This window comes from Lysinibacillus sp. UGB7 (assembly GCF_049058285.1).
Classification (GTDB): domain Bacteria; phylum Bacillota; class Bacilli; order Bacillales_A; family Planococcaceae; genus Lysinibacillus; species Lysinibacillus sphaericus_B.
The window spans coordinates 140,488-165,157 of record NZ_JBMGUV010000005.1; the positions used below are offsets into that span (position 1 = coordinate 140,488).

Annotated in this window: 20 protein-coding genes; 16 read left to right on the plus strand and 4 right to left on the minus strand. The window is 39.2% G+C overall.

The features are described 5' to 3' along the window. The first annotated feature begins 3 nt into the window (after positions 1 to 3). Positions 4 to 1,143: an isochorismate synthase gene (locus ACOMCU_RS06910; RefSeq protein ID WP_421049748.1), complete on the plus strand. Its 1,140-nt coding sequence runs from the start codon at positions 4 to 6 to the stop codon at positions 1,141 to 1,143. Between the two features lie 421 nt (positions 1,144 to 1,564). Here ACOMCU_RS06910 and ACOMCU_RS06915 read toward each other — a convergent pair whose 3' ends face one another. Continuing rightward, complete coding sequence (locus ACOMCU_RS06915) at positions 1,565 to 3,757, minus strand: DNA topoisomerase III (protein ID WP_421049749.1); 2,193 nt, start codon at positions 3,755 to 3,757, stop codon at positions 1,565 to 1,567. Positions 3,758 to 4,544: 787 nt separating this feature from the next. Between ACOMCU_RS06915 and ACOMCU_RS06920 the strand changes: the two genes are divergently transcribed. From ACOMCU_RS06920 to ACOMCU_RS06990, 15 genes are all read left to right on the plus strand, one after another. Next, positions 4,545 to 5,693 carry a M20 peptidase aminoacylase family protein gene (locus tag ACOMCU_RS06920; RefSeq protein WP_421049750.1) on the plus strand — a complete coding sequence of 383 codons (1,149 nt, stop codon included), beginning with the start codon at positions 4,545 to 4,547 and terminating at the stop codon, positions 5,691 to 5,693. 917 nt (positions 5,694 to 6,610) lie between these two features. Then, complete coding sequence (locus ACOMCU_RS06925) at positions 6,611 to 7,258, plus strand: TetR/AcrR family transcriptional regulator (RefSeq protein WP_421049769.1); 648 nt, start codon at positions 6,611 to 6,613, stop codon at positions 7,256 to 7,258. Between the two features lie 90 nt (positions 7,259 to 7,348). Next, complete coding sequence (locus ACOMCU_RS06930) at positions 7,349 to 8,491, plus strand: acyl-CoA dehydrogenase (RefSeq protein WP_010857861.1); 1,143 nt, start codon at positions 7,349 to 7,351, stop codon at positions 8,489 to 8,491. 31 nt (positions 8,492 to 8,522) lie between these two features. Then, positions 8,523 to 10,157 carry an AMP-binding protein gene (locus ACOMCU_RS06935; protein ID WP_010857862.1) on the plus strand — a complete coding sequence of 545 codons (1,635 nt, stop codon included), beginning with the start codon at positions 8,523 to 8,525 and terminating at the stop codon, positions 10,155 to 10,157. Positions 10,158 to 10,171: 14 nt separating this feature from the next. Then, positions 10,172 to 11,530, plus strand: a complete 1,359-nt coding sequence (locus ACOMCU_RS06940) for an acetyl-CoA carboxylase biotin carboxylase subunit (protein ID WP_421049751.1) — start codon at positions 10,172 to 10,174, stop codon at positions 11,528 to 11,530. A gap of 210 nt (positions 11,531 to 11,740) precedes the next feature. Beyond that, the gene (locus ACOMCU_RS06945; protein WP_010857864.1) at positions 11,741 to 11,953 is read left to right on the plus strand and encodes an acetyl-CoA carboxylase biotin carboxyl carrier protein subunit; all 213 of its coding nucleotides are present in this window, start codon (positions 11,741 to 11,743) and stop codon (positions 11,951 to 11,953) included. 12 nt (positions 11,954 to 11,965) lie between these two features. Further along, a complete protein-coding gene (locus tag ACOMCU_RS06950; protein WP_421049752.1) occupies positions 11,966 to 12,883 on the plus strand; it encodes a hydroxymethylglutaryl-CoA lyase in 918 nt (305 codons plus the stop codon). After that, positions 12,880 to 13,662, plus strand: a complete 783-nt coding sequence (locus tag ACOMCU_RS06955) for an enoyl-CoA hydratase (protein ID WP_010857866.1) — start codon at positions 12,880 to 12,882, stop codon at positions 13,660 to 13,662. The genes ACOMCU_RS06950 and ACOMCU_RS06955 overlap by 4 nt, the downstream gene beginning before the upstream one ends. Before the next feature lie 81 nt (positions 13,663 to 13,743). After that, entirely contained in the window at positions 13,744 to 15,282 is a 1,539-nt protein-coding gene (locus ACOMCU_RS06960) for an acyl-CoA carboxylase subunit beta (RefSeq protein ID WP_010857867.1), read from the plus strand. Between the two features lie 218 nt (positions 15,283 to 15,500). Then, complete coding sequence (locus ACOMCU_RS06965) at positions 15,501 to 16,073, plus strand: VanZ family protein (protein WP_036131061.1); 573 nt, start codon at positions 15,501 to 15,503, stop codon at positions 16,071 to 16,073. Between the two features lie 351 nt (positions 16,074 to 16,424). Continuing rightward, complete coding sequence (locus ACOMCU_RS06970) at positions 16,425 to 17,225, plus strand: putative metalloprotease CJM1_0395 family protein (RefSeq protein ID WP_421049753.1); 801 nt, start codon at positions 16,425 to 16,427, stop codon at positions 17,223 to 17,225. Between the two features lie 24 nt (positions 17,226 to 17,249). Continuing rightward, positions 17,250 to 17,744: a Cys-tRNA(Pro) deacylase gene (gene ybaK / locus ACOMCU_RS06975; RefSeq protein WP_010857870.1), complete on the plus strand. Its 495-nt coding sequence runs from the start codon at positions 17,250 to 17,252 to the stop codon at positions 17,742 to 17,744. A gap of 276 nt (positions 17,745 to 18,020) precedes the next feature. Then, on the plus strand, positions 18,021 to 18,656 hold the full coding sequence (locus ACOMCU_RS06980) for a YczE/YyaS/YitT family protein (RefSeq protein WP_010857871.1): 636 nt from the start codon (positions 18,021 to 18,023) through the stop codon (positions 18,654 to 18,656). Positions 18,657 to 18,828: 172 nt separating this feature from the next. Next, positions 18,829 to 19,833 (plus strand): nucleotide kinase, encoded by a 1,005-nt coding sequence (locus ACOMCU_RS06985; RefSeq protein ID WP_230491820.1) that lies wholly within the window; start codon positions 18,829 to 18,831, stop codon positions 19,831 to 19,833. A gap of 340 nt (positions 19,834 to 20,173) precedes the next feature. Continuing rightward, entirely contained in the window at positions 20,174 to 21,373 is a 1,200-nt protein-coding gene (locus tag ACOMCU_RS06990; RefSeq protein ID WP_421049754.1) for a glycine C-acetyltransferase, read from the plus strand. Positions 21,374 to 21,515: 142 nt separating this feature from the next. Here ACOMCU_RS06990 and ACOMCU_RS06995 read toward each other — a convergent pair whose 3' ends face one another. From ACOMCU_RS06995 to ACOMCU_RS07005, 3 genes are read right to left on the minus strand one after another with little or no spacing between them, the layout of a single operon-like run. Further along, complete coding sequence (locus ACOMCU_RS06995) at positions 21,516 to 22,709, minus strand: CaiB/BaiF CoA transferase family protein (RefSeq protein WP_421049755.1); 1,194 nt, start codon at positions 22,707 to 22,709, stop codon at positions 21,516 to 21,518. Continuing rightward, positions 22,706 to 23,866, minus strand: coding sequence for an alpha-hydroxy acid oxidase (locus tag ACOMCU_RS07000; RefSeq protein WP_010857875.1), 1,161 nt, complete (start codon positions 23,864 to 23,866; stop codon positions 22,706 to 22,708). Before ACOMCU_RS07000 ends, ACOMCU_RS06995 begins: the two co-directional genes overlap by 4 nt. A gap of 14 nt (positions 23,867 to 23,880) precedes the next feature. Then, positions 23,881 to 24,660, minus strand: coding sequence for an enoyl-CoA hydratase/isomerase family protein (locus tag ACOMCU_RS07005; protein ID WP_421049756.1), 780 nt, complete (start codon positions 24,658 to 24,660; stop codon positions 23,881 to 23,883). Positions 24,661 to 24,670 lie beyond the last annotated feature (10 nt).

Here is a 24,670-nt window from a genome sequence, read left to right on the forward strand (position 1 = left end):
ACTATGGAAAAAATAAAACTTTCTGAAATCCTTCAGAATTTTCAAAATCAGGATACCTTATTTAAGACACCTGAAAAACTGTTGTTGTGTAAAGTGGGACACAAAAGATTGACTATAGAATATAAAGATCCTTCAAAGTTCAAAGAAGAAATAAGAGGCTTACAAAAGCAATATAACAATCAAATGATTATTGGGGCGATTCCATTTGATGGACGTTCTAAAGCAACAATTATTGTTCCAAAAAAACTTGCGTATTATCATAAGTCTGATTTCATAGATGACTTACAAATAGCTTCTCAGCCCTTGACTGTAGAACATAGTAAAGTTATGCCTGATAGACAGCAATTTAACGCCATGGTGTCAAATGCAATTCATTGTATTAATGATAAGCAATTTAAAAAAGTAGTTCTGGCAAGAACATTAAACTTCCATTTAGAAACTGAGCCGCAAATCTCTTCATGGTTAAAAAACTTAATATATAAAAATAAACAAGGCTATATTTTTTCAATTGGTATGGATGACTTCCAAAACCTTATTGGGGCAAGTCCAGAGTTGCTCGTTAAAAAGGAAGGAAATAGTGTCACGATTAATCCATTAGCTGGTTCACGCAAACAAACGTTTAATAAGGTAAAAGATACCGATTTAGAAAAAGAATTGCTTAACTCAGAAAAGGATTTGCATGAACATAAAATCGTTGTGGATTATATGTGTGAGACATTACGCCCTTATTTAAGTGATATGGAATTCAATGACAAGCCAGCAATCCTTTATACAGATACAATGATTCATTTATCTACTGTTATCAAAGGCAAAGTTAAAAATGATACGATGGATGCATTGGATTTGGCTCAATTGTTACACCCCACACCTGCAATATGTGGAGCGCCACAAAAACAATCTTTAGACTTTATACAGAAAACAGAGCCATTTAACCGAGGTTTTTATACAGGTATAGTTGGGTATATGGACAGTAAAGGTGACGGGGAATGGGTAATTACCATTCGTTGTGCTGAAATAAATAATAAGGATATTACATTATTTGCGGGAGCTGGCATTGTTAATAGCTCAGAGCAGGATAGTGAATACAATGAGATTTCGGCAAAATTCACAACCATGTTAGATGCAATGGGGATAACAGAGTAATTACAAGTGTTCAGTTTTAGTAATTTGACTTAAAGAGGGCAATCCAATTAACAAGTTTTCGGGTATGGTCAGCATGCCCGAAAACTTTTGTCTACAATCTGGCATGTCTAACTGATGTAGACAAATTCAAAAAATAGAGTTTGTATGAACCCGTTGATTGCCGCTACGGCGGCCGCTTTTCGCGGGCATGGCTTGCAGGCGATGCTTACTTTTACTGCTATGAATTTTAAGAAGCAGCTAATTAGACATGGCCAAATCCAATAGTAAAAATAGTTGCTCGTAGCTTACTTCTGTCGTTAATAGGGGCTATTTGGTATTACTATTTGTGATAAAATATCAAAAGGTATTCGGAATAATCACATTCCGAATACCTTTTATCGTCAGTATGGGCTACATGTTTTTTTATTAATATTTAATCCACCTATTCATCAAACTTTAGTCCTTTTAATAAATCTGCAAAGGCGTTATTAATTGGCTCTTCCGCTTTATTCTGCTGTTTCATATAGTTTTGTACAGCACGTTTGTCTACTTTACCGCCGCCTTCTTTTTTACGGCGGGCTTCGAATGCAGATAACTTTTCACGATGACCACATTTACATACGAAAATTTGACCATCGCCCTCACCACGAAGTTCTAACTTTTTCTTACATTGTGGACAGCGAGCATTTGTGACACGAGCTACGTTTTTACGATGACCACATTCGCGATCCTGGCACACAAGCATTTTGCCTTTTTTGCCATTCACTTCAAGCATTGGTTTACCGCAATCTGGGCACGATTTTGTTGAGATGTTGTCATGTTTATATTTTTTATCACTAGATTTGATAGTAGAAACGATTTCTTTTGTATGATTTTTCATTTCATTGATAAAGGTTTCTTTTTTTAGTTTACCGTTCGCGATTTGCTCTAGCTTTTGCTCCCACTGGGCTGTCGTAGCAGGGGACTTTAATTCTTCTGGTACTAAATCAAGCAGCTGACGACCTTTTGATGTAATATGAATGTCTTTACCACGCTTTTCAATCACGAATGAATTAAATAGCTTTTCAATAATATCTGCACGAGTGGCAACCGTACCAAGTCCGCCAGTAGATTTTAACGTGTCTGCAAGCTGTTTATCGCTTGTTTCCATGTATTTCGCAGGGTTTTCCATTGCAGATAGTAAGGTCGCCTCATTGAAGCGTGCAGGTGGCTTTGTTTGCCCTGACGTTTGTGCAATTAGTCTTGTTTTTAATGTTTGTCCTTTTTCTAGACGAGGAAGGATTTGTTCTTTAACATCTTCACCTTGGTCGTCATCATCAAATCGATTTTCGTACACTTCTTTCCAACCAGCGTTGATAATTGTTTTGCCACGCGCAACAAATTTCTCATCGCCAATTGTTGCATTCAATGTAAGCTGTTCGTATTCAAAAGCAGGGAAAAGAACGGCTAAGAACCGTTTGATAACAAGGTCATAGATTTTTCGCTCCTTATCGGTCATCGCAGAGAAATTCACGTAACCCTCGGTTGGAATGATGGCATGGTGGTCTGATACCTTACTATCATCTACAAACGATTTAGAAGCCTTTATTTGTTTGTTTAAGACTTTGTTTGTTAAAGAACGATATTCGCCAATTCCACACGCTTTTAAACGCTCAGGAAGGGTACTAACGATGTCGGATGAGATATAACGTGAATCTGTACGAGGGTACGTTAATACTTTATGCTGCTCATACAGCTTTTGCATAATGTTCAGCGTTTCTTTTGCAGAATATCCAAAGATTTTATTCGCATCACGTTGTAGCTCTGTTAAGTCATAAAGTCCTGGAGAAAACATCTTTTTAGGTTTACGATCAATATCAGTTACAAGAGCATCCTTGCTGCCAAGCTTTTTAACGATTGCATCGACCTTTTCTTTATCGAAGCTACGACTATTACCGTTTTTATCTTGCCAAGTTAGTTTTAGCTTATCAGCTGTTTGTGCTTCAATACCGTAATATGTTTGTGGCTTGAAGTGCTTAATTTCATCTTCACGTTTCGCGATAATTGCCACGACAGGCGTTTGCACACGTCCTGTATTTAATTGAGAATTATATTTTGTACTGAGCGCTCTTGTTGCATTCAGCCCCAAATACCAATCTGCCTCAGAACGTGCTACTGCTGCATGATATAAATTTTCGTATGCTTTACCAGGCTTTAAATTAGCAAAACCATCTTTAATCGCTTTATCTGTTACAGATGATATCCACAGTCGCTTAATTGGTTTATTTACCTTCGCTTTTTCGATAATCCAGCGTGCCACAAGCTCACCTTCACGCCCAGCATCAGTCGCAATGATGATTTCATTTACATCACCACGTGTTAATTGAACTTTTGCAGCGTTGAATTGTTTACCTGATTGTTTAATAACCGTCAATTTAAGACGTTCTGGTAACATTGGCAAATCTTCTAAGTTCCATGTTTTATATTTCACATCATAGCTTTCTGGATCAGCTAACGTTACAAGATGACCTAGAGCCCATGTAACAATGTATTTATCTCCTTCAAGATAACCATTTCCTTTTTTATTGCAATTCAACACACGCGCGATATCGCGAGCTACTGAGGGTTTTTCAGCTAGTACTACACTTTTAGCCATAAATAACATCCTTTCATAAATCCTTGTGTTTAATATAGCATATCGAAATCATAATAATAATTATTATGCTGAAGACACGATTTAGAATGGAATCTAAAATTCCTATACATATCATGAAAATTACTATCGTATTGTTTGAATAGAGATAGAAAATACGAGGTTATTGAATTATGATGACGAGCGATTTTATCTCCAATATATTTTGATTCTTCAGGAGACTATTCAGTAGCTGAATTGATCTAATTGTAGGGAAGTTTTCAAATATTGCTGTCATTTGACCAGAACGTTTCTTACGTCATTACGTAATCGTAGTTGGCGCTATCTTATATTCAGTTAGAAAAAAACTTAAAAACAGAAATTTCAGAAAAAATATTGAAGCGTGAAAATTACTATGCTAGGCCATGTAACATGGAAAAATATGTATATTCTTCGGAAAATCAAATGAAAAAAGGGTGCACTTCAATTTGGTGGATAATAGGTCAATATTACATATCATGCAAGAAATATTTCATACAATTTCAAAAAGCCAACAAAAAGTAGCAACCTTTATTTTTACAATTAGCAGTTTGTTGGTAGGCACTCAGCTACAAATGTTGGGGGCAAGCAGGGGTAAGCGAAACGACAGTTATTCGATTTGCTATGCAATTGGATTATCGGGATATACACAATTGCAGCGAGAGGTTACGATGCACATATAGGCAACAGTAGTAGTTTGCAAAATTAGTTGAAATTAAAGCAAGAACTTTTTGAAAAGCCCGTTTTTATGAAATCGATGGAGTTGAATAAAATGAATAAGGTTTTACAAAGTTTACAGCCAAGAATGGCTGAAATTTTTTCACATTTACATGCGCATGCAGAAATTAGTTGGCAGGAACAGCAAACGACACAATACATTGCAAATTTACTGAAGGAAGCCAATTTGGATCCACAAATGTTCGACGATATGACGGGGCTTTATGTTGATATTGGTAAAGGAACGCCAAAGGTAGGCTTTCGAACAGATATAGACGCGCTTTGGCAAGAAGTAGACGGTGTTTTTAAGGCAAATCATTCTTGTGGACACGATGGCCATATGACGATGGCTATTGGGACGGCATTACTTTTAAAGGGCATGGAGCCAGCACTTCCTGGTGCAGTGCGTATCCTTTTTCAACCGGCAGAAGAGAAGGCAGAGGGTGCTCGTGCATTAGTCGAAAAAGGTATTATTGATGACTTGGACTACTTGTTCGGGGTTCATGTTCGTCCACTTAAAGAATTACAGGATGGAACGTATGCACCAGCACTGTATCATGGAGCGGCGAAGCTTTTTACGGGTACCATTTTCGGAGAACAGGCACACGGTGCATGGCCTGAACTTGGCATTAATGCGATTGAGGTAGGGGCAGCAATTGTAGAAGGGCTACAAAAAATTTGGACAGATCCGAATGTATCGGCTTCGGCTAAAATGACACAATTTAATGCAGGAGGCACTTCCGCTAATATTATTCCTGGAAAAGCAACATTTAGTATTGATGCGCGAGCACAAACGAATGAAGTGATGCATGCGTTAACAGAAGGTATTGAACGTGTAAAGGCATCTGTAGAGGTAATGTATAGTGCAAAGATCGACCTGCAAGTAGCTGCTCATATTGTCGCTGCACTAGTGCATGATGAGGCATTGGAACATATGCGTGCAGCGATTATTGATGTGGTTGGGCATACAGCGTGCGCATCACCAGTTGTTACACCAGGCGGGGAAGACTTTCATTTTTATACGTATGAAAAACCAGAGCTCAAAGCTACGATGCTTGGACTAGGCTGTGGAGTTACACCAGGATTACATCATCCAAACATGACATTTAATAGAGAACGTCTTGTAACAGGTGTAGATATTATTACAAAAGCTATTTTACGTGCGTTATCAGATGTAACTTCGCATGGAGGTAGCAAGCCGTAACAGAGTGCACTAGTGCAGCATTCATTCAACGACCTGAATGTAGTGACACAAAGAGACTAATACACAATGCGCTTAATCTCTTGTTTGTAGAAAGGGCTTAAGCGCCTGTAATACGGAACTTACTAGATGGAATGTTTACCATCAGCCGATTATTGAGGAACGTAGACTAAGAGAGCCACGTCCTATGGCGTCGCCTAAGTGACCAACATCATATTGACCTAAATGAACAAGAAAGAGGCAAATCCGATGGTCGGTAGTGTTATATGGTGAATCTTACTATTTTAACATTGTAATTAAATGTAAAAAATATTATTTATATAATAGTAATGGTAATACCTTATTTAAGGAGATTATTCTCATTATACTGGTCTATTCAATTTTTACGATGGATTTGCCGATTGCTGAGCAGGAAGACGAACGGTTGATGGGTGCCCTTCTTTATGGCTAGAAAATTTAATGGTGTCCTAAGTAGTTGTAGGTCTATTAAATCGAAATTGTGTATCAAAAATTCAATAACACATGCTAGACCCAAGAAAATAGACTTTAAGAAGCCTCTTTTTTTATTGCGAAAATGGGTGCATGAAAGCTTAATGGAATTCATACATATAATGTATATGAGTAATAATTGACACAAAGTAAATTTCTATAGCTAAAAAGAGAAATTATATTGAGCTATTGAAAGATATTATATAAAGATAAGTATCATACGGAATTTAAGTGATGTAATTATTTCTACATTAAGTAAAGTAAATTCTCGTAATTACTTTTAATTCCTTTGTTAATGCTAGACACCTTTTTTTGAGAATGCTATATTAATGGTGTCATAGTATTTTTATAATTAGGTAAAATAAGTAAAAAGTTATTTCCTGATTATAGGGGATGATGGAGTAGAGTCATAAAGAGGATGATGGATGCCTATGGTAAAGAAAACATTAAAACAACGAATTGTAGACGCTTCTGTAGTACTGTTTCAGCAAGATGGCTACCACAGTGTAACTGTCGACCGAATTGTCGAATATATTGGTGCATCAAAAGGTGGGTTTTATCATAATTTCAAATCAAAGGATGAATTGTTGTATGAAATTCATGATGTGTTTATTTCCTATGTTATAAAGAAATCACAGGAAGCTTACGATCAATACAACACACCGATTACACGTTTATGTGCAATGGTTCATACGCTGTCACAAGTGTTTGATGTGTATCAGGCACATATAATTGTATTTTATGAAGAAAGTCGTTCGCTACCAGAAGAGTACAGCGAGCTTATTCATAAAAAACGTGACCAATATCGGGATATTTTACAGAAAGTTATTGCTGAAGGTCAGGCGACAAATGATTTTCGTTCGGAATTGCCGTGTACGATTGTAACAATGGCCATTGTTGGGATGATTAACTGGACATATAAATGGTTTAAACAAACAGGGCCATTGACTATGGATGAAATTACGGAAGTCTTTACGGATATGATATTACGTGCAATCGTCACTGAACAAGCTATGGAAGAAGCAATTCAATTTATGGTAGAGGTGAAGCCAGCTACAGGGACTGGTTTTATTAATTAGTAATACAAACCGACTAGTCGGTACAGATTTAAGCAATTGTAATCTTAACAAAATCTGCTATGGCGAATTTAAAACTAGGGGGAACTTGGAATGAATTTTGAACTAACAAAAGAGCAAGTGATGATTCGAGACATGGTTCGTGATTTTGCAGAAAAAGAAATTAAACCTTATGCGCGTGAAGTAGATGAAACTTCCACAATGAGAATAGAAAGCTTTGAAAAAATGGCAGAACTAGGCTTATTGGGTATCCCGTTTCCTGAAGAATACGGTGGTTCAGGTGGAGATACGGTATCTTATGCAATTGCTGTTGAAGAAATTGGTCGCGCGTGTGGGGGAACAGGGTTAAGTTATGCAGCTGCAGTTAGCTTAGGTGCTTCGCCAATTTATAATTTTGGAACAGAGGAGCAAAAACGTGAATGGCTTGTTCCTTTAGCGAAGGGTGAAACACTGGGGGCATTTGGTTTAACAGAGCCCAATGCAGGCTCTGATGCTGGAGGCACACGCACAACAGCGGTGGTTGATGGTGATGATTATGTCATTAATGGTGAAAAATGTTGGATTACGAATGCAGGTCATGCCCGTCAAATTATCGTGACTGCAGTAACAGGTAAACGCGAAGATGGTAAAAAAATTATCTCGTCTATTATCGTACCGACTAATACACCTGGTGTAACAATCAACTGTAATTATGACAAAATGGGTGTGCGTGGCTCAAATACATGTGAGATTGTATTACAAAACGTCCGTGTACCAAGGACTAATCTATTAGGTGATGAAAAACGTGGATTTAGCCAATTTTTAAATACTTTAGATGGGGGACGAATTTCTATCGCAGCGTTATCAGTGGGAATCGCGCAGGCAGCCTATGAAAAAGCATTGCAATTCGCAAAAGAACGCGAACAATTTGGGGCACCTATCTCCAAATTACAAGCAATACAGTTTAAATTAGCTGACATGGCAATGGAAATAGAGCTTGCTCGTACGTTAGTACATAAGGCAGCATGGTTAAAGGATCAAAAGAAACCATTTGGCAAAGAAGCAGCGATGGCAAAATTATTTGCTTCAGAAATGGGTTTCCGTACTTGCAATCAAGCAATTCAAATTCATGGTGGTTCAGGATATATGAAGGAATATGACGTAGAGCGTCATTTGCGTGACATTAAATTAATGGAAATTGGTGAAGGTACATCAGAGATTCAAAGACTTGTTATTTCTCGTCTAATAGGCTGTTAATAAGTAAATAGCACATATAAGGGGGATTTTCATGGCACAACTGGTGTATCAAACAATTGGTCAGTTGCTAGATGAACAAACTGAAAAGTATCCGAAACGTGAAGCACTTGTGTATGCAGATAGAGATTTGCGAATGACTTATGAGGAGCTAAATCACCAAAGTCGCTTAGTTGCTAGAGCATTAATGTCCCTTGGCATTGAAAAGGGAGACCATATTGCTGTGTGGACAACAAATGTACCTGAATGGGTGCAGCTACAGTTTGGTACAGGAAAAATGGGTGCCCCAATTGTCACTGTAAACACAAATTATCGTGCACATGAATTGGAATATTTATTAAAGCAATCAGATGCAAAAACGATTATTTTAATTGAAAATTTTCGAGACCATTCTTTTATCAATACACTGCAAGAGTTATGTCCGGAGCTAGAACATTGTGAACCAGGTAATTTACAATCGAAGCGACTACCTTTATTGAAAAATGTTATTTTAATTGGCAATACGAAATACCCTGGTGTGCTCAATTGGTCAGATGTATTAACTGCTGCTGAACAAGTGACAGAAGAACAATTACATCAAAGACAGCAAACGCTACATTATGATGACGTCATTAATATTCAATATACATCAGGGACAACTGGATTTCCAAAGGGCGTAATGTTAACGCATTATAACTTAGTGAATAATGCATTAAATATTGCTGAATGCATGCGATTAACCTACGAAGATCGCTTATGTATACCTGTTCCATTTTTCCATTGCTTTGGCTGCGTCATTGGTACATTAGCGATTACAACAAGCGGGGGGACGATGGTGCCAGTACAGGAGTTCTCACCTACGGAAGTGTTACGAACAGTAGCGAAAGAAAAATGTACAGCGTTACATGGCGTACCGACGATGTTTATCAGTGAATTGAATTTACCGAATTTTTCGTCATATGAGTTATCATCATTACGCACAGGTGTAATGGCCGGCTCTAACTGTCCAATCGAAGTCATGAAAGCTGTTATTGACAAAATGGGGATGACAGATGTGACAATCTGCTATGGGCAAACCGAAGCTTCACCCGTTATTACACAAACGAGAGCAGATGACCCATTCGATTTAAAAGTCGAGACAGTTGGTCGTGCATTACCAAGTCTAGAAGTGAAAATCATGGTTCCTGGCACAGATGAGGAAGCAGCTCCAAATGAGCAAGGTGAGCTCTGTACTAGAGGCTATCACGTAATGAAGGGCTACTACAAAAATCTTGAGGAAACAAAACTTGCTATCGATCAGAAAGGTTGGCTTCACACAGGTGATTTGGCAACGAAGGATGAAGCAGGTTATGTCCGAGTAACTGGTCGTTTGAAGGACATGATTATCCGTGGTGGTGAAAATTTATATCCACGTGAAATTGAGGAATTTCTTTACACTCATCCGAAAATTTCTGATGTACAGGTGGCAGGCGTACCTGATCCAGTTTATGGGGAGGAAGCGGCTGCATGGATAATTTTACGTGAAGGTGAACAGGTAACAGAAGATGAAATTCGAGATTTTTGTAGAGATAAAATTTCGAAACATAAAATTCCAAAGTATATATTCTTTATTGAGCACTATCCAATGACAGCGTCAGGAAAAGTACAAAAATTTAAATTACGTGAGGGCTTTGCTGCAACGGTGAAGTAAAAGGGGGCAGAAAAATGTTTGAGAAAATTTTAATTGCCAATCGTGGTGAAATAGCTAGACGTATTATTAGAACATGTAAACGACTGAATATTCAGACTGTTGCTGTTTATTCAGAAGCGGATGCTGAAAGTTTACATGTTAGGGAGGCAGACCAAGCATTTTGTATTGGAAAGCCACCTGTAGCACAAAGCTATTTAAATATGGAACGTATTCTTGAAGTAGCAAGGGAAAGTGGTGCTGAAGCCATCCATCCTGGTTATGGCTTATTATCGGAAAACGCTAAATTTGCTCAACGCTGTACAGAAGAAGGCCTAGTCTTTATTGGACCGAGTGCCGATGTTATTGCGTCAATGGGCAGTAAATTAGAAGCTAGAAAGACGATGAAAGCGGCAGGTGTACCCATTGTAGAAGGTGTAGAAACAGCAGTGCAAGATAGTGCTGAAGCTATTGAAATTGCTTCCCGTCTAGGATATCCCATTATGTTGAAAGCTTCTGCTGGTGGCGGTGGTATCGGTATGCAACTCGTGGAAAATGACGACGAGTTAGCGAAAGCCTTCGAAGGTAATCAAAAACGCGCACAATCGTTTTTTGGTGATGGCACGATGTATATGGAACGATTTATTGCGAATCCCCATCATGTGGAAGTGCAAATTATCGCTGATCATGCGGGTAATGTTGTGCCGTTATTTGAACGGGAGTGCTCTATTCAAAGGCGCAATCAAAAAGTAGTGGAGGAGGCACCATCTCCATTCATCTCAGAAGAAACACGGCTGCGTATGTTAGAAGCTTCTATACAGGCAGTCAAACATATAGGCTATGTCAATGCCGGTACGATTGAATACTTGGTAGATGCTGAGCAAAATTTTTATTTTTTAGAGATGAATACACGCCTACAAGTTGAACATCCAGTGACCGAAGAGATCACGAAGTTGGATTTAGTAGAGGAACAATTAAAAGTTGCAGCTAAGCAGCCATTAACCATTACGCGTGACAGCATTGAAAAAAAGGGGCATGCAATAGAAGTACGAATTTATGCAGAGAATCCAACGACTTTCTTCCCATCCCCAGGTAAGATTACAGCACTTGAGTTGCCAACTGGGGAAGGCATTCGTCATGAATGCGGAGTAGAAACTGGCTCAATGGTGACGCCGTTTTATGATCCAATGATTAGTAAATTAGTCGTCTGGGGTGAAACACGCATGATTGCGTGTGAGCGACTTATTCAAGCACTTAAAGAGTATAAAATAGAAGGCATCCAAACTAATATTTCGATGCTCTTGAAAACTGTAACCCATGAGCAGTTTTTACAAGGAAATACAACGACTAAGTTCGTAGAGGAATATTATTTACCGCAACTAACGGAAACAAAATAACGATACTTGAATGAAGGGCTTCTCTACAGCATTTGCGCCTCATGCCGTATGGCGTTAAAGGTAAATAAGAACGATTTATATGCAGAGCGGAGAATCGTACGCTGTGTACGGCGGCGCAAATGCATACAAAGTTTAAACAAGAGGATGGGGAACATTCCAGGTTGATTCTAGGAGTAGCCTGTTCACTATCAATTATTTGGAGGGATTATGATGGCAATGGTTAAAGCAAGTATGGCAGGAACAGTATGGAAGATCGTAGTAGCAGAAGGCGAGAAAGTAACAGCAGGGCAAGATGTAGCAATCTTAGAATCAATGAAAATGGAGATTCCGATTGCTGCAGAAGAAGACGGCGTTGTGTCAAAAATTGTAGCCAATGAGGGAGATTTCATTAACGTAGATGACGATATTTTAGAAATCGAATAAGGAGGCTTCTGTATGCAGCTACCGAAGCATGTAACGTTAAAGGAAGTTGGTCCCCGTGACGGTTTGCAAAATGAAAAAATACACATTGCTACTGCAGATAAAATACAGCTAGTGAATTTACTTAGTCAGACGGGATTAAATTATATTGAGGTAACGTCATTTGTCCATCCAAAATGGATTCCTCAATTGGCGGATGCGGTAGAGGTATTGCAAGCCATCAAGCGAGAAAAAGATATAACATATGCGGCACTTGTACCCAATATGCGTGGCTTAGAACGTGCATTGCAGGCTGATATTGATGAAGTGAACGTCTTTATGTCTGCAAGTGAAAGCCATAATCAAAATAATATCAATAAAACAATCGCTGAAACATTTCCTATACTACAGGAAGTAGTAACAGCAGCGAAAGCTGAGCATAAAAGCGTACGTGGTTACATCTCAACGGTAATCGGATGCCCATATGAAGGCTACATACAGCCAGAAAAGGTTTTACGAGTAACAGATAAATTATTAGAAATGGGCGTTGATGAAATTTCGCTAGGCGATACAATCGGCGTTGGTGTACCGACACAAGTAGAGTCACTTTTAGAAGAGCTATTCAAAAGGTATCCAGCACAAAAATTTGCCATGCATTTTCACGATACGCGTGGTACAGCACTTGTAAATATCATGAAATCCTTAGAAATGGGGATTACAAAATTTGATAGTGCACTAGGTGGACTTGGTGGATGTCCTTACGCAAAAGGGGCATCAGGCAATATTGCCACAGAGGATGTATTGTATTTATTAGATGGAATGGATATAAAAACGGGAGTGGACATGAGTTTGTTGTTAAAAGCGGCATATTTCATTGAACAAAAGCTAGGGAAATCAGTTGCGTCTAAACAAATGGCAATTGTCCGTAATGAAGGGAGTGCTAATGTGCTATGACACAACTTGTTCGTTTTGAATTATTAGCAGGTAACATAGGACTCATCACGCTATCAAGACCTGAAGCAGCAAATGCAATGTCCGTACAGTTATTGAATGAACTTGGAACTATGCTGGATCAAGTGAACGGAGACCCGGCAGTGCGTGTTGTATTGCTAACCGGCGCAGGAGAAAAGGCATTTTGTGCAGGGGCAGATTTAAAAGAGCGTAAAGGCATGACTGACCGCCAAGTAAAACAAATTGTACACTTAATTGGTGCGACAGTTGCGAAAGTAGAAGCTTTGGCACAACCAGTAATTGCTGTGTTAAATGGTGTTGCATTTGGTGGTGGACTTGAGTTGGCCCTTGCTTGTGATTTACGTATGGCAGCCGCACACACAAAATTAGGTCTTACTGAGACATCACTAGGTATTATCCCGGGAGCAGGAGGCACACAACGTTTACCGCGCCTCATTGGCATCGGAAAAGCGAAGGAATTAATATATACAGCACGTCGATTAAACGCATTGGAAGCAAAGGACTACGGCATAGTAGAGTATGTATTTGACGGCCATGAGCTACAGGAAAAGGCACAGCAACTTGCGCTCGAAATGACGAAAAATGCGCCGTTATCTCTTATGCAGGCGAAAATTGCTATTAATCAAGGTATTGAAGTAGATTTAGCAACTGGCTTGAAAATTGAATCTCTTGCATATAGTGCGCTTATTCCAACGGAGGACCGTTTGGAAGGCTTGCTTGCTTTCCAGGAAAAGCGAGCGCCACAATATTTGGGACAGTAATGTACTTTGATTCATTAATGTCTCGCATTTCGATTGTGGTGAGCATAGGTGTAATGAATTGGGCAAAAGGAGGAATTGGACATGAGCAACGTATCGACAGAAAATACGACAAATACAATGAAAGAACAAATTTTAGCAGGGGGATTGCCGAAATATCACGAAAAAAATGCACAACAAGGTAAGTTATTCGTACGTGAGCGACTCGAGTTATTATTAGATGATGGTCTCCAATCAGAGGATGGCTTGTATGCTAACTGTTTAGCAGGTGATTTACCAGCAGATGGTGTAGTTACAGGTATTGGTAAAATTCACGGTCGCACAGTATGTATTTTGGCAAACGATTCCACAATTAAAGCAGGCTCTTGGGGGAAACGAACTGTAGAAAAAATGATTCGTATACAAGAAACGGCTGAGAAGCTAAACTGCCCATTATTATATTTAGTCGATTCAGCAGGTGCGCGCATTACAGATCAGTTAGAAATGTTCCCAGGGCGTCGCGGGGCAGGGCGTATTTTCTATAATCAGGTAAAGCTCTCGGGCAAAGTACCGCAAATTTGCCTATTGTTCGGTCCTTCTGCAGCTGGAGGGGCTTATATTCCGGCATTTTGTGACATTGTAGTGATGGTTGAGGGCAATGCTTCGATGTACTTGGGCTCGCCACGCATGGCGGAAATGGTCATTGGAGAAAAAGTAGATTTAGAAACAATGGGCGGTGCTAAGATGCATTGTTCTGTATCTGGTTGTGGAGATGTACTGGCAAAATCAGAGCAGGAAGCCATCGCATATGCACGCAAATATTTGAGCTATTTCCCGAATAACTATGCAGAGCGCAGTAAAGTGGCGGAACCGAAACCACCGGCATCTTTTGACAAGTCGATTGAAGAATTAATTCCAAAAAATCAAAACGCTCCTTTTGATATGTATCAGTTAATTGAGCGACTAATTGATGAAGATTCTTTCTGTGAAGTAAAGAAGTTGTTTGCTGCAGAATTAATTACTGGGCTTGGACGCATTAATGGTCAATCTGTTGGGATTATAGCTAACCAACCTCGTGTAAAGGGCGGAGTACTGTTCCACGATTCGGCTGACAAAGCAGCGAAATTTATTTCATTATGCGATGCGTTTAACATTCCACTAATTTTTTTAGCAGACGTACCAGGCTTTATGATTGGTACACAAGTAGAAAAGGCTGGTATTATTCGTCATGGTGCGAAAATGATTTTTGCTATGAGCGAAGCAACTGTGCCTAAACTAACAGTTATTGTACGCAAGGCATATGGGGCGGGGTTATATGCGATGGCGGGACCAGCATTTGAACCTGATTGCTGTATTGCTCTATCAAACGCACAAATTGCCGTAATGGGTCCAGAAGCAGCTGTAAATGCCGTCTATGCAAATAAAATTGCAGAACTTCCAAAAGAAGAGCAGGCAAACTTTATTGCAGAAAAACGTAAAGAATACCAAGAGGAAATTGACATATATCGTTTAGCGTCAGAGCTTATTATTGATGATGTCATTGAGCCGAATGATTTACGTAAGGCATTAGAAACACGTTTAGAATTATATATGTCGAAATATTTGCTGTTCTCACAACGAAAGCACGGTGTAAATCCCGTATAAAGGCATAAAGAAAGAGGACAACGAGGCTACTAGGTGTCGAACAACTGACTGGCAAAGCCTAATTGAAGTTTCACTTTATGACCGTTATTTTTCTTAAGCTATAGGAAAGCACTCCAGATATACGCTGGGGTGCATTTTTTGCTATATTTACCCCCTTGCATGGGCCGAGCGAACATATTAAAATATGGTATGGATAAGAGAAAGTGGGTGGTGAAGGCATGACAAAAAATAATATATCGAATGTTCAAGGTGATGCCAAACTACCATTACCTTATCGAGCTTGGATTGATACATACTATATGCAAGTAAAGATTATAGGCTGGGTGATTTTTAGTGTCTACTCCTTTATTGCGTTTTATAAATTAGTGATTGATCGTTTAGTGAATGTTGTTGTCGTTTTTTTTCATGGCGACTATTCTTTAGGCGAATTAGGCTTATTTGATTATAGTAGTTGGCGAGTAACGACAAATTTTGTGCCTTTTGAAACAATTTTGCGTTATATAAACTACTCACAGTACTTTAATTTAGATTTGATAATAATCAACTTACTTGGAAATTTATTGATATTTACACCGATGGGCTTTTTATTGCCATTACTGTCGAAGAAATTTCGAAAAGCATGGCTAATAATTATTTTAGGCTTTTTCTCCAGTCTTGCGGTAGAGACTGTGCAGTTTATTTTTACAGTTGGCTCTGCCGATATTGACGATTTAATATTAAATACAGTCGGCGCATGGGTTGGCTACTTTGCCTATAAATGCCTTCTAATTATACCTAGGAACAAAAACTAACTTTAAATTGTTAAGACAGTCCGTTTATCAATGGACTGTTTTTTTAGAGGGAAGTAAACACTATTTTACAAGTGTTTAGCATGATAAATATCAATGATAATAAACAATAAAGTAATAGATGAGGTAGGAAATTAGAAAATAATTTAGTTAAACATAAGTCTTTAGGTTTATTTTTTTGAAATTGATTTATTTCTTTAGGATGTTAGTAGTATCTTACTCTTGATTTTAATTAAGAAAATTCCGATAATTAGTGTACAGAAACTGTTCAGCTGGTATATGTATAGTAATAGAATGTTTAGTCATATCTACTATTTAACTTGCATATTAAGATAAAAAGTTGAGGTGAACCATATGAAATTATCGAATTTAATTAGACAAGAAAGTATTGCAAATAACCATACTCGTAAAAAGATATTACAGCGAAAAGAGGCCGGGGATGCTTATCGAAAAAATGCACAGTATTTCCAACCAAAGAAAAATCCTATATTGCTGGAGCTTGAAAGTCTCTTATTAGGACGTAAAGACCAAGATTTATATGAGCAACATAAAGAAGAGGCGAAGGAAGTAACGCCACAACAGCGAGCGCTAATTAGTGACTTACAGCAAACAGAAAAAAATGTACGTGCGCATGAACAGGTATATAAAGCTGTGGGCGGTGATAAGACCGAAACGTTTTCTTACACACAATCGACCGAACTAGCGGGGAAGCTTAATAGTTCAGATGAGGAAGTGGCTATAACTGACGATGCTGGCATTGCTCCAGATGAAACGCTACAGATTTTAGAGCAAGTTAGAAGTGCTGCACTAGCACCGGTTAATCCATCATCCCAAGATTTACGCCTGGCAGCGTTTGCAGACGCTCAAATACAGCAAATGCAAACGAAAGTAAATGATTTTAAAGGTGATAATCATGAGCTGATTGAGGAAGAACCTGTTTTTGTACAAGAGATTATTGAAGTAAAGGTACCAGAACGTTTCTCGAATGAATTGAAATTGGACCCATTTGCAGATACAATTTTCGGTAAGAGTTATGAGGAGGCATTCAAGGCACGCTCATTTAAAAATGCGGCGGCTAAGTATGCTACTCATATTCAAATGGCGAAAAATGGCTATCAACCTGGGAATGATTCAATGTTTTCAATGACTGCCTAATGCTGTAGATGGGGGATTTTAAATGTGGCAAAGGCAAAGCATACTAAAACAAATGCTGTAAGATTATTAGAACAGCGAAAAATACCTTTTGATGTTATGGAGTATGAAACGGGAGACGGTCTTGTGGACGGGGTGTCAGTAGCTGAAAAAATTGGTCACCCAGTTTCACATGTTTTTAAAACATTAGTGGCAAAGGCAAGTGCACAAAAGCTCTTTGTTTTTGTTATACCAGTTGCGGAAGAATTGGATTTAAAAGCAGCTGCAAAAGTTGTTGGTGAGAAAAAAATCGAAATGCTTGCTGTGAAAGAGTTACTTGGCTACACAGGCTATGTACGCGGTGGGTGCTCGCCAGTAGGCATGAAAAAACTTTACCCGACAGTCATTGATGCATGTGCACGTGAGCAAGGAAATATTATTGTCAGTGCAGGTAAAATAGGCATGCAAATACATGTGCAACTTGATGATTTGATTGCCGTGACACAGGCACAGATTGCTCCAATCACAACTATCCACGAATAATAATGTGGATAGTTTTTTTATGAAAAGAAACGCTAGGTTGCATTCTTTGCTCATGATCCCAAGTAAACGGAACCTATCGCTCGGATGACTGAAGTAGCTGCTCTGGAAGAGTCAGCCTCCTCGCCTAGTTCTCAATCAAACACGGAGTGCAATCAATCTTTACTCAGGAAACTGCAACAATTTCAAATACTTTGGAGTTCCAAACAGTATTCTTTTATAATCTGGAAAATATGATACAGTTAGAGCAATATCATACATAGAGAGTAGGATTACGAAATGCGAAAAGTTACTGGATGGCGCTGGACGTTCTTTATCGGTGGCATGATGATTATGGCGCTTGGTATTACGATGTCTATAAAGGGGAAAATTATCGGAACGAGCCCATGGGATGTTTTGCATGTCGGCTTGTTTCAAAACTTCGGTTTGACAATTGGGACATGGTCTATTTTAACGGGGTTACTGATTGTTGCTTCGACTTCGTTGGTGTTACGAGAATGGCCAAAAATTGGCACGTGGCTAAATATGCTACTTATTGGTTCTTTTATTGATGTGTTTAATTGGCTACTGCCGTCAACGGATATCTATGGATTGCAGATAACTTATTTTGTGATGGGATTGTTTGTTTTAAGTTTTGGCTGTGGGATGTATATCGCGCCAAATATGGGGGCTGGACCGAGGGACACTTTAATGATGATTCTCGTTGAAAAATTTGGCGGGACTATTAAAACAGCGCGTATGGGGATTGAGGTACTTGTTACGATTCTTGGGTGGCTACTTGGTGGTCCTGTCGGTGTTGGTACAGTATTAATTGCCTTAACGTCCGGCTATATTGTGCAATATTCATTGCCGTATTGCCGAAAGGTTTTAATGAAATGCATCGGCAGTATGGACGGCATGAAGCCGTTTTATTGAAAATTAGCTACTTTTATCGCGATGAAGATAAAAGTAGTTTTTTCATTTTTTAAAGAGATATTTCATATAATGCAGTGCATAAGGCAAAGGGGGAACGACACTGAACGGAAATGTAACCTACTATTTTGGACACGCATTGACAGGGCAAGGGAGAAAACATGTATATAAAGAAATGATGGAAGAAGCAGAGCTAGTTTATGTTCTACAAGGTGCGCCGACTTTTAAAGGATCAGAATTGATGAAAGAACTTGGTTACTTTTATGTGAAGCAGGGGTTTGAAGTGGAGTGGTTTAAACATGCATTATTAGAAGATACCGTAGAGGCTGTTTATGTTAGAGGTTGTAATCGTCTATATGTATGGTCATCGGAGTGGGGGATTGAGCCAACTTTACTCGGCACGAAGCATCGCGTGCTATCCTTTTACGATTGTTTAGAAGAAGAGCAGCTTGAGGGGGTTGGTGAAAAACTTGCTAATGCAATGAGGGACCGGGAGTTATGGCGTGAAAAGTGTATTACAATGCTTGAAATCGCTAAAAAACTCCATGACGATTGGGAGGTTGTGACACAAAGCTATATGGACTGGCAAGCTTTAAATGATCAAGTTGAAAATTTAAAAGCAGCTGTTTTTCAGTCAATAACTCTCAATAAAACCGGTATACGTACACACCGATTACTAGGTACATTAACGCCTCAAGGTGCACAAAATACAGTAGAAAGCATCACGAAAAATTTGGCTAGAAGGTTGATGATTAAAGGCAAGCCTGGCACAGGGAAATCTTCGCTAATGAAAGGATTAGCAGACGAAGCAAACGCAAGAGGGCTGGATGCACAAATTGTGTGGTGTGGTTTGGATGCAGGATCAGTCGATATGGTGATAATTCCAGAATTAAATTTCTGTATTTTTGATAGTACAGAGCCACATGTATATGAGCCACAGGACGGAAGACTAGGTGATGAGATTTTTGATATGGCTAAGCATTGCGCCCTTTCAGAGGAAGCGGAAATGAAAATTGAAGAAATTCGTGTGAAGTACAAAGCTGCATTACAGGATGCGATGGGTTATGCAACACGTTACGAAGAGGCGGAAAACACGATACGCCAGTTAATGGATCGCTGTTTATCGACTGCCATGTGGCGTGAAAAAACGGCACCTTTATTTGAAAGATTAACAAAGTGATTTATTATAATTGTGCGCTTATGCTACACTAGGAGCTAGAATAGATGATTTTCATTCAACAGCCCTCACTTCTGTAGGTAAGGAGATAAATAAGCCTTTTTTACAGGATGTCAAAGCCAACTGAATGTATATCAAACCTCCGGCGGATATCACGGATTTTGGAAGGTTACTGTAAGCTGTTAGCCTTACTTCGTCGAACGGCTAACTGACCTGCATCGGTAAAAACGTCATGTTCTATGACATTACCGACTCCGTGTCAGCTTTGGTGCAGGCCTAACTACGGTTACAATACCACAAATTCGGACATATTTACGTCGAGACGTAATTGATCTTAGAAAGGATGATACACTTGTCTAAAGTATTAAACGCATTTTTAGATGAAAACCTAAAAGCCTTACGTGATCAAGGCTTATATAATGAAATCGATGCAGTAGAAGGTGCAAACGGACCAGTTATTCAGGTGCGTGGTCAGAATCTTATTAATTTATCCTCAAATAACTATCTAGGCTTAGCGACGAATGAAGAATTAAAGCGCATTGCAAAAGCAGCAACGGATAAATATGGTGTAGGTGCTGGGGCTGTACGTACGATTAATGGTACACTCGACCTTCATGTGAAACTAGAGGAAAAGCTAGCTGAATTCAAAGGAACAGAAGCGGCTATTTCATATCAATCTGGTTTCAATTGCAATATGGCGGCCATTTCAGGTGTTATGGATAAAAACGATGCCATTCTTTCTGATCAATTAAACCATGCATCTATTATTGATGGTTGTCGTTTATCACGTGCCAAAATCATTGCTTACAATCACTCTGATATGGAGGATTTACGCGCAAAGGCGAAAGCAGCCACAGAGTCAGGTTTATACAATAAAGTGATGGTCATTACAGATGGCGTATTCTCGATGGACGGTGATATTGCCAAACTACCAGAAATCGTTGAAATTGCTAAAGAGTTTGATTTGATTACGTATGTAGATGATGCTCATGGATCAGGCGTAACTGGTAAAGGCAAAGGGACAGTGAAGCATTTCGGCTTAGAAAAAGAAATTGATTTCCAAATCGGCACGCTTTCAAAAGCAATCGGTGTCGTTGGTGGCTATGTAGCAGGTAAGAAAAACCTAATTGACTGGCTGAAAGTACGTTCTCGTCCATTCCTATTCTCAACAGCGTTACCACCAGGTGATGTAGCTGCAATTACAGCAGCAGTTCAAATGCTGATTGACTCTACAGAACTACATGATAAGCTATGGGAAAATGGCCATTACTTAAAAGCGGGTCTTGCGAAGTTAGGCTTTAATATCGGGGATTCTGAAACACCGATTACGCCATGTATAATTGGTGAGGAAAAGCTTACTCAGGAATTTTCGCGTCGTCTATTTGAAGAAGGCGTTTATGCGAAATCAATCGTGTTCCCAACAGTTCCAAAGGGCACTGGGCGTGTTCGTAATATGCCAACAGCGGCCCATACAAAAGAAATGTTAGATGATGCACTAGCGATTTACGAAAAAGTAGGTCGTGAATTAGGGGTTATTCAATAAAAAAGCGGGGCTCCTCAGCTATGAGTAGCCCCGTTTTCATATAATTTTTTGAAGTGGCGGATAAAATCGTGAAAGTGACGGATAACCTGGTCGAAGTGACGGATAGAACCGCGACACGACGGATAGCACTTCAAAATCGACATTAGGAATGGATAGCGTTCGCTGATTTTAGCTGTTGAATGCGCTCATCTGTCATATTTAATGTCTGTAATATCTCCTCATTATGTTGACCTAATGTAGGTGCGGCACTTGTCAACTGACCTGGTGTTTTAGAGAATTTTGCAGGAAAGCCGAGTGTACGCATTGGACCTGCGATTGGGTGATCATAAGACAGTACCATACCACGTTGTAAAAGATGTGGGTCATACAAAGTTTGATGATATGAATAAATAGGGCTAGAAGGTACGCCATGTTCATCTAAAAGCTCTAACCAATGTGTTGCGCTATGTTTGAAGAGTTCGCTTTCAATTTCAGCTTCTAATGTTTTAACATTTTGCGCACGTAAGTAATTCGTGGCAAATTGCGAATTGTCTAACCAATCTGGTCGATTTACTACGTTGTTTGCGAAAATTTCCCATAGCTTTTGATTGCCAGCACCGATTAAAATATAGTCATCCTTTGTTTTAAAGCCTTGATAGGGTGCAGATACACGGTGTGCGGTACCTGTACGTTCAGGCAATTGCCCTTCACCGAAATAAGCAGCAGCTTCCCAGACTGTCCAAGCAAGACCCGATTCTACAAGTGATACATCCACATATTGTCCTTCACCTGTTCGAAGCTTATAAATATAGGCCATTAATATAGATTGTAGAGCTGTTTGTGCGGCGGCAATATCATTCACGGCAAAACCAACTTTGACAGGTCTGCCATCAGGTTCACCTGTCATGTGCATTAAACCGCTAAGTCCCTGTGCCATAATGTCATAGCCACCTTTTTGACTATAAGGCCCTGTTTGTCCATAGCCAGAAATGGAGCAGTAGATGAGCCCAGGATTAATGGCTTTTAATGTATCATAATCAATACCTAGTTTTTTTGTCACACCGGGACGATAATTTTCTACAAGAACATCTACAGACTGAATGAGTTCTTTGAATAATTCTAATCCTTCAGGCGTTTTTAAATTAATACAAACCCCTTTTTTATTACGGTTGACCATCATATACATATGACTTTCTTCATTAATGAAGGGACCCATTGACCGTGTGTCATCACCATGTGGATATTTTTCAATCTTAATGACTTCAGCGCCCATATCCGCTAACACCATTGTGCAATAGGGACCTGCAAGGACTTGTGATAAATCAACAACTTTTAAGCCTTCTAATGCTTGTTTCATATGCCATCAACCCCGTTATTTTTCACTAAAGTGACATTGCGTAAATCCTTCACAGATGTAGCGCCCGCTAATGCAATTGAAACTTTTAATTCATCATATAAATTCGTCATAACTTTTTCGACGCCTTGTTGTCCGTCAAGTGCTAGGCCATAAACGAAAGGACGTCCAATCGCTACTGCATCAGCACCTAAAGCCAGTGCTTTGAGCGCATCCATACCGCGATAAACACCACTATCTAAAATTACAGGGACTTGTCCTTTCACCACTTCAATAATTGCAGGAAGTGCATCAAGCGAACCAATGACACCGTCTAATTGGCGACCGCCATGGTTGGAAACGATAATGCCATCTATGCCATTGTCTACTGCCAATTTGGCATCTTCAGGATGTAAAATACCTTTTAGCAAAATGGGTAATTTTGTACGGCGCTTTAATTCACGCACATGTTCCCAATTCAATGTAGGATGGAAAACATTTTGTAACACACCTTGCACATACGATTCAAAAGAATCATCTGGTAAAGAGGCCATAAAAACAGGATCATTGACATAATTGCCGCGTGCGTAGCCAAGCTTTAAAGGCGAGAATTGATTACGTACATCTTCTTCACGCCAACCGAGCATCACTGTATCCACAGTCAAGACAATGGCTTCAAAGCCAGCAGCCTCTGCGCGAGCAGCCATACTGTAAGCAATTTCTTCATTAGTAGACCAATATAATTGGAACCATTTCGTCGCATTCGGAGCTGCTTGCGCAACATCTTCAAGTGCGTAACTGGAAACCGTACTTTGAATATAGGGAATTTTTAAACGATTGGCTGCGCGCACAACGGCTAGCTCACCATCCTCATGTGCCATTTTATTCATGCCAACGGGTGCAAATAACAACGGTGTTGGATGTATTTTTCCAAATAATTCAATCGTCGTATCGATGGTTGAAACATTATTTAAAAAGCGTGGGATAATAGAATATTTTTCGAAGGCAGCGCGGTTATTACGTAATGTCTGTTCGCCACCTGCACCAGAGCGCACATAGCCATAAGGACCAGCATCTATTTTATCAGCAACAGCCTTCTCTAAATCAGCAAAGGAAATAGGGAAGGGGGCTTGTGCATTAATATTTTTTAATAGTAAATCGCCATTTGTTGTGTTTGTCATCTTTACTACCTCGCTTATTTATTGAAAATGGGCTTTCTTTTATTTATAAATGCTTGAATGCCTTCGTTATAATCATCAGAGCTAAACGAATCAAGAATTATTTGCGCTAGTTCTTCGCTTTCTTCGGTCTCGCCATCTACAATTGCTTGGATAATTTTTTTACTACCCGCATTGGCAACAGATGATTTACTTAATAAATGATGGGCAAACTGTAATGTTGCATCTTCAATTTGTGCTGGTTCATGTAATGCCGTTATTAAGCCAATGTTTTTACCTTCATCAGCTGTAAAGATATTCGCTGTATATAAAATCTCTTTTGCTTTGGCAACACCAACAATATTAATCAGTCGTTTGGTACTTTCAAGGTTATAGACAATACCAATATTCGCAGCTGTAATACCAAGCTTACTTTTTGGCGTCGCTAATCTGAAGTCACAAGCATTGGCTAGTTCTAAGCCGCCACCAATTGCTAAGCCTTGGATCATCGCAATTGTAGGCTGGGGGAATTTATAAAGTGCATCAATGGCTTTCAAAGCTAAATCGTTGTAGGCTTTCGCATTTTCAGCCGCATAACGAATATCTAAAAATTCACTAATATCAGCGCCAGAGCAAAAGGCAATGTCATTTACTCCGCGCACGGTTAATACTTTTACAGAAGAATCCTTACGTAAAATTTCTAGGTTATCTACAATGGCTTGGAACATCGCTTTCGACAAGGAATTACGTTTATCAGGACGATTTAACACTAATGTAGCAATATAGCCAGCTCTCTCTACATATAATTCAGTTGTCATGCGAATCCTC